Source organism: Deinococcus sp. (genome assembly GCF_025362455.1).
In the GTDB taxonomy this organism is placed as follows: Bacteria; Deinococcota; Deinococci; order Deinococcales; family Deinococcaceae; genus Deinococcus.
The window spans coordinates 1-5797 of record NZ_JANYGJ010000131.1; the positions used below are offsets into that span (position 1 = coordinate 1).

The 5797-nt window shown below is 68.8% G+C and carries 4 protein-coding genes; 2 read left to right on the forward strand and 2 right to left on the reverse strand.

Translation table 11 applies throughout. The annotated features are described in order from the left end of the window. Positions 1-2063 (reverse strand): ATP-dependent RecD-like DNA helicase (locus Q0R23_RS10085; RefSeq protein WP_293912666.1); only part of this gene is annotated, 2063 nt, incomplete at its 3' end. A gap of 198 nt (positions 2064-2261) precedes the next feature. Further along, positions 2262-3284: a GGDEF domain-containing protein gene (locus Q0R23_RS10090; protein ID WP_293912668.1), complete on the reverse strand. Its 1023-nt coding sequence runs from the start codon at positions 3282-3284 to the stop codon at positions 2262-2264. A 635-nt stretch (positions 3285-3919) separates the two neighbouring features. Between Q0R23_RS10090 and Q0R23_RS10095 the strand changes: the two genes are divergently transcribed. Both Q0R23_RS10095 and Q0R23_RS10100 read left to right on the forward strand, forming a co-directional pair. Next, positions 3920-4705: a glucodextranase DOMON-like domain-containing protein gene (locus tag Q0R23_RS10095; protein WP_293912669.1), complete on the forward strand. Its 786-nt coding sequence runs from the start codon at positions 3920-3922 to the stop codon at positions 4703-4705. Continuing rightward, a complete protein-coding gene (locus tag Q0R23_RS10100; protein WP_293912670.1) occupies positions 4702-5550 on the forward strand; it encodes an EamA family transporter in 849 nt (282 codons plus the stop codon). The genes Q0R23_RS10095 and Q0R23_RS10100 overlap by 4 nt, the downstream gene beginning before the upstream one ends. Positions 5551-5797 lie beyond the last annotated feature (247 nt).

Sequence of the window (5797 nt, forward strand, 5' to 3'; positions counted from 1 at the left end):
GCCCGCGTCCAGGCGCTGAGCGAGCCCACGCCGATGAAGCGCTCGCGGGCGCGGGTCAGCGCCGTGTAGGCCAGATTGCGCGAGAGCATCGGCATGTGGGCCTCGTGCAGCACGCCCAGCACCGTGCCCCACTCGCTGCCCTGGGCGCGGTGGACCGTCAGCGCGTAACCGAGCTGGAGGTTGAACAGCTCGGCGCCCGCCAGTTCCACGACGTTGCCATCGAAATCGATCTGCAACTTGCCCCGGTCCTCGCGCAGCACGGTGCCGAGGGTGCCGTTGAAGACCTCGTTCTGGTAGTCGTTCTTGGTCTGCACCACGATGTCGCCCGCCCGCGCCTCGCTGTCGGCAATCCGCACGCCGCCCTGGCCGGGGTTAAAAATGCCCTGGAGGTGGTGGTTGAGCATCTCTACCCCCAGCGGACCTTTACGCATGGGGGTCAGCACCTGGACCTTGCCCGGCCCACCCAGCTCGCGCACCAGCATCGCCACCCGCCGCGCCCCCACGTCGGCCTCAGTGGCGACGTGGTGCAGCTCGGCTGGCCCCCAGCTCGGCGCCTGACCGTGCAGCAGGTCGTGCGCCGCCCGGATGATCGGGTTCTGCGCCGCCTGACGGTAGACCTGATCGAGCCGGATGGTCGGGGCCACCTGCGAGACGGCGTGCAGCGGCAATCCCGCGTCCACCGGGGGCAACTGATCGGTGTCGCCCACCAGCAGCACGCGGGCGCCGGGGGCCACGGCGGCGAGCAGGCTGAGCATCAGCGCGTCGCCGCACATGCTCACCTCGTCCACGATGATGAGGTCGTAGGGTGCCGGTTCCAGGTGGTTGTGCCGGAAGCCCTCCGGGCCGTAGCCGAGCAGGCGGTGAATGGTGCTGGCGCTGCGGCCCGTCAGCTCGCCCAGCCGCCGCGCCGCCTTGCCGGTGGGCGCACATAGGCCGACTTCCAGGCCCAGCGACTCGGCCAGGTCGGCGACGGCCCGCGTGGTGGTACTCTTGCCGGTGCCGGGGCCGCCGGTCAGGACGATCAGCCGGTGATACTGCATCAGCTTGAGCACGCTGCCCTGCTGCTCGGAGAGGGCGCCCCTGGCCGTGCCGGGCACCGACCAGTCCCCGGTGGGCGGCGTGTTGATGAGGGTACGGATGGTGCTCGCCAGCCGTTTCTCAGCCCGCAGGACTTGAGGCAGATACACCCGGCCCGCGTCGTCTTTCAAGCGCCCCAATTCGATGGCGTTGTCGAGGGCCAGCGTCGCCTGACCCTCCGAGACGCGGGCGTAGTGGGCCACGCCCTTCTCGGCGCGTTCACGCGGCATGAAACTGTGGCCGCCCTGCTGCGCGGCCTGCTGCATGGCGTACACCGCTGCGGCGGTCAGGCGGCGCGGGTCGTCAGTGGTCATGCCCTGTTCCTGGGCCAATTTGTCGGCGCTCAGAAAACCGATGCCCTCGATCTCGGTCAGGGCGTAGATGTCGGCCTGGAGGCGTTCGGTGGCCGTGACCCCGAAGTGTTTGATGGCCCGCTGCGCCTGCGAGATGGTCAGGCCCAGGCCCTGGAGCGAGGCCAATGTGCGGCGCTCGCCGCCCTGGGCGCTCCAGCTCTGGGTCATTTTAAAGAGGGTGCTCTGGGTCACGCCCGGCACCTGAAGCAGCTTCTCCGGGCTGTCGGAGAGCACGTCGAAGGCCGCCGGGCCGAAATACTTGGCGATTCGTTTGGCGAGCACCTTGCCCACGCCGCCGACGCGGGCCTCTAAGTAAGCGGCCACGCCCTCTTCGCTTAAGTCGGCGGGCACGGCCTCCAGAATCATGTTGAGCACCTTGTACTGGTAGCCGTACTCGCGGTGCTCCTCCATCGACACGTCCGCCGTGAAGCTGTCCCCGGCGTCCAGCGGCGGCATCATCCCCACCACGGTGGCGTCGTCGTCCTGACCGTCTTCGTTTTTGAGGGTCGCCGACATGACCGTAAAACCGCTCTCGGCCCGGAAACGCACCTTGTTGACGCTGCCGGTCACGCGCAGCCGCTGGGGGCCGTCCTGTACGGCGGCAATCGGGGCGAGCGGCGAGGCGGCGTTCATTCTGCTCGGAGCATATCAGCTTGCCCCGGCGGCGTCTGGGTGGGAAGGGGGAAGTGAGAAGTGGGGCGCGGCTGCGCCGCTGGTGGGGAGTGGGAAGTGGGCAGGGACCGAGGGCGCAATCACTGGCCCGGCACCTGGCTGAACCGCGAAGCCGAAAGCGTCCCCCATCTGTTCCCACTTCCCACTTCCCACTTCCCACTACCTCACCCTGTTGCGCCCCGCCCGCTTGGCCTCGTACAGATGCTGATCGGCGCGGGCGAACAGGGTGGTGACATTCTCGCCGCTGCGGTGGGTGGCAGCGCCCAGACTGACGGTCACGTTCAGCCCGGCGAGGGGGCGCCCTGCGATATCGGCCCGCATCCGCTCTGCCACCGCCAGGGCGTCAGGCTGAGATAGGGGCACCACCACCAGGAATTCCTCGCCGCCCCAGCGGCCCACCACGCCGCCGCCCGCTGCCCGCGCCAGGCGCCGGGCCACCGAGCGCAGCACCTCGTCGCCCTTGCTGTGGCCGTGGCGGTCGTTGATGGCCTTGAAGTGGTCGATGTCGCAGACCAGCAGGCTCAGCGGGGTTGTGTGGCGCAAAGCGCGGGCCAGACTGCGCTCCAGGTGGTCCTCCAGGGCGGCGCGGCCCATCAGGCCGGTCAGGGCGTCCTGGCGGGCCAGGGCCAGGGCGCTGCGGCTGCTGGCCTGCATCCGGCGCGACCTTTCCAGCGAGGAGCTGAGGGTGTAGCCCAAGACGGTCAACAGCAGCGAGGCCAGCGCCAGATTGAGCCAGGCTCCCCTGAGTGCCAGCGAGGCCGGAAAGTGCTCGCTCAGCGCCAGCAGCAGCAGCGCCCCCACCAGCCCCACCACCACCAGCCCGGTGCGAGAGCCGAGAAACAAAAACACCTCCACGATGAGGGCCGGGGTCCACAGGCTCAGGCCGCTGGGCAGGGCCGCCGAGCGCAGGGCGTGTTGCAAGTCGAGCAGCGCCACCGGCAAGAACACCAGCAGCCCCAGCGTCACCGTGACCTCTACCGGAACCCGCCGCGCCGCCGCCAGCACCGTCAGGGCAGCGACCAGCGCCAGCGGCCACCACAGCGCCGGATTGCGCAGCCCGGCAGGCGAGGCCGCCACGACCAGCCCCAGCAGCGAGCAGGCGATGAGCAGCAGCGTAAGCAGCAGCAACTTGCGGCGACTTCCGGGCGAAAAGAATTCAGGACTCAAGGCAAACGGCGGCATCAGGCGTCCCGGCATCCTAGAGCATCGCCGTGAGCGCGTAAAAGAACTGTGACCCCCGCCCCCCCGTCAGTTCAAGGTCCGCTGAGGGAGGTGGGAGAGTGGGAGGCGGTGCGCGGGGACAGATAGTCGTTTCTCGGCAGTCTGGGGCTGGCCGGTATGACCCCCACCCGCTGCGCGGGAGCCCTCCTCTCTTCGAGGTGTACCACGCAAAAGGGAGCCGAAAGACTACGCCCCACAGGCATTCGCTCTTTCGCCTCCCTGTTGAGGGGCTGGATGATGCACGCAAGTCTCTCATCTTTGTCCTTGCGCCAACTTTTGCCAGATGCCCTTTTTCTTAAACCGCGCTGGGAGGGCGTTTGCGTCACCCATCTCCCAACCTTTCCCACAAGGGAAGAGGAGCTAAAAACACTGTGTCCATCGGCATCGCCGAGTTTATGAGAGAGATACGTGCATCACCCAGCTTTTGAGGGGAGGTGGCTGCGCAGCAGACGGACTCGTAGAGCTGCGGAGCAGAGGGGTCGTACCGAGCGCCCCCCCAAACTTCCTGCCCATTTCCCTCATTCGCTTTTCCCGCGCCCCGCCTCCCCTGTCCCGCCTCCCAGGCCCTTCACCCACCGGCGCTCTATACTCCCGGCGTGCCCGTGCTGATCTTCTCCGCGCCAATCCTTTCTGTGCCGATGCTCGCCGCCGCCGTGCTTCCGGCTTCTTTGCTGCTGAGCGTGCCTGACCCCGCCGGGGACGCCACAGGCGACGGCAGTTATCTGCTCTCAACCCGGCCAGGCGTCAGCGCGGCGACGCTCGATCTGCGGCTGCTGCGGGCCGAAGACGTGGGCGGCAAGCTGCAACTGGCGGTGTCGCTGGGCGCCGTGGGCAACCCCTGGAACAGCCCGGCTGGCTTTTCCGGCGTGGTGCTCGACGTGTTCGTCAAAACCCAGGTGGGCGGCGCCCGCGAGCTGACCGGGCTGGGCCTAAGCACCCCCAGTGGTGACGGCTGGCAGGAACACTACCGCCTCGACGGCTTTTCGGCGCAGCACTTCAGCGCCGCCCCCCAGGGCAAACCGCGCTCCGCCGCCGCGCCCCAGGTCAGGCTGGAGGGCACCGATCTGGTGATCGCCACGGACCTGCGGGCCGGGCAGTACAGCTACTGGGTGACGGCCAGCGCCTACACGCCCCTGAGCCCGGACGGCTACCTGCGCCCCGGCGGCGACACGGCGGTGGGCCTGCGCAGCGCCCGCGAGGGCAGCCCCGTGCCGCTCGACGTGCTGCTGAGCGGCGACCAGAAAGCCGTCTACGCCACTGCCGAGCTGAGCGCCGTGGGCACCGTGCGCGACGAGCGGGCGCTGCACCTGCTGTGGGCGGCGCTCAGCGCACTGGTGGTGGCGGTCCTGGCCGGAATCGTGGCCTGGCGCCGCCGAAGTTGAAACCGGAGCGGGCCGGGGCGCTGTGGGTATTGGCCGCCGCCTGCCTATGGGGCCTGCTGGGCATCTTCGGCAAGGCGCTCCAGGCACAGGGCCTTTCTCCGCTGGAGGTGGCCTTCTGGCGGGCGCTGCTGGGCGGGGCCTGCTTCGCGCTGAGTGCCGGGCTGCGGCGCTCACGGCTGCCGCGTGGCCGCGACCTGCTGCTGACCGGGCTGTTCGGGCTGAGCGGCGTGAGCATCTTTTACGGCAGCTACCAGCTCGCGGTGCGCACCGGCGGCGCCAGCCTGGCCTCGGTGCTGCTCTACACCGCCCCGGCCTTCGTGGCGCTGTCGGGCTACCTGATCTGGAAGGAGCGCCTGAAAGCGCGCAGTGTAGCAGCGATCACCCTGACCCTGGGCGGCGTGGCGCTGATCGCGCTGGGCGGCGGGCAGGGCGTGCGCGTCTCGGCCACGTCGCTGAGCTGGGGCATAGTCGCCGGGCTGACCTACAGTTTGTATTACCTGTATGGGCGGGCATTTTTTCGCCGGTACGATCCGCAGGCGCTGTACGCCCTGGCGCTGCCGGTGGGGGCGCTGGGCCTCTTGCCGCTGGTCGAGTTCTCGCCCAAAACCTCGCTGGCCTGGAGCGAACTGGGCGCGGTGGCGCTGCTGTGTACCTTCGCGGCCTACACGGCGTATGGGCTGGGCCTGCGGCTGCTGAACGCCACCCGCGCCAGCGTCATCGCCAGCCTGGAGCCGGTGGTCGCCTCGCTGCTGGCCGCCCTCATCTTCGGTGAGCGGTTGGGGGCATTGGCCCTGCTCGGCGCCGCCGTGGTGGTGGGCGCGGCCCTGCTGCTGAGCACGGGATAGCTGCTGAGCACGGGATAGTCGCCAAGCTTCAAAAAGGGCGCCGAGGACCACTCCGGCCCATCACGCAGGTGTGGCGGTCCCAGTCTTCGGGAAGCCCAGCATGGAGCAGTACTCCGAATTACGCCACGGGGAAAACAGCCTCCCCGCGCCTCCATTCTGCGTCCTGCTCAGTTAAAACTACTCGCTCCGCTCGGTCATAAAAAGGGTCTTTTTATGACATCTGCTCTGGACCTCAAACGACACGCCC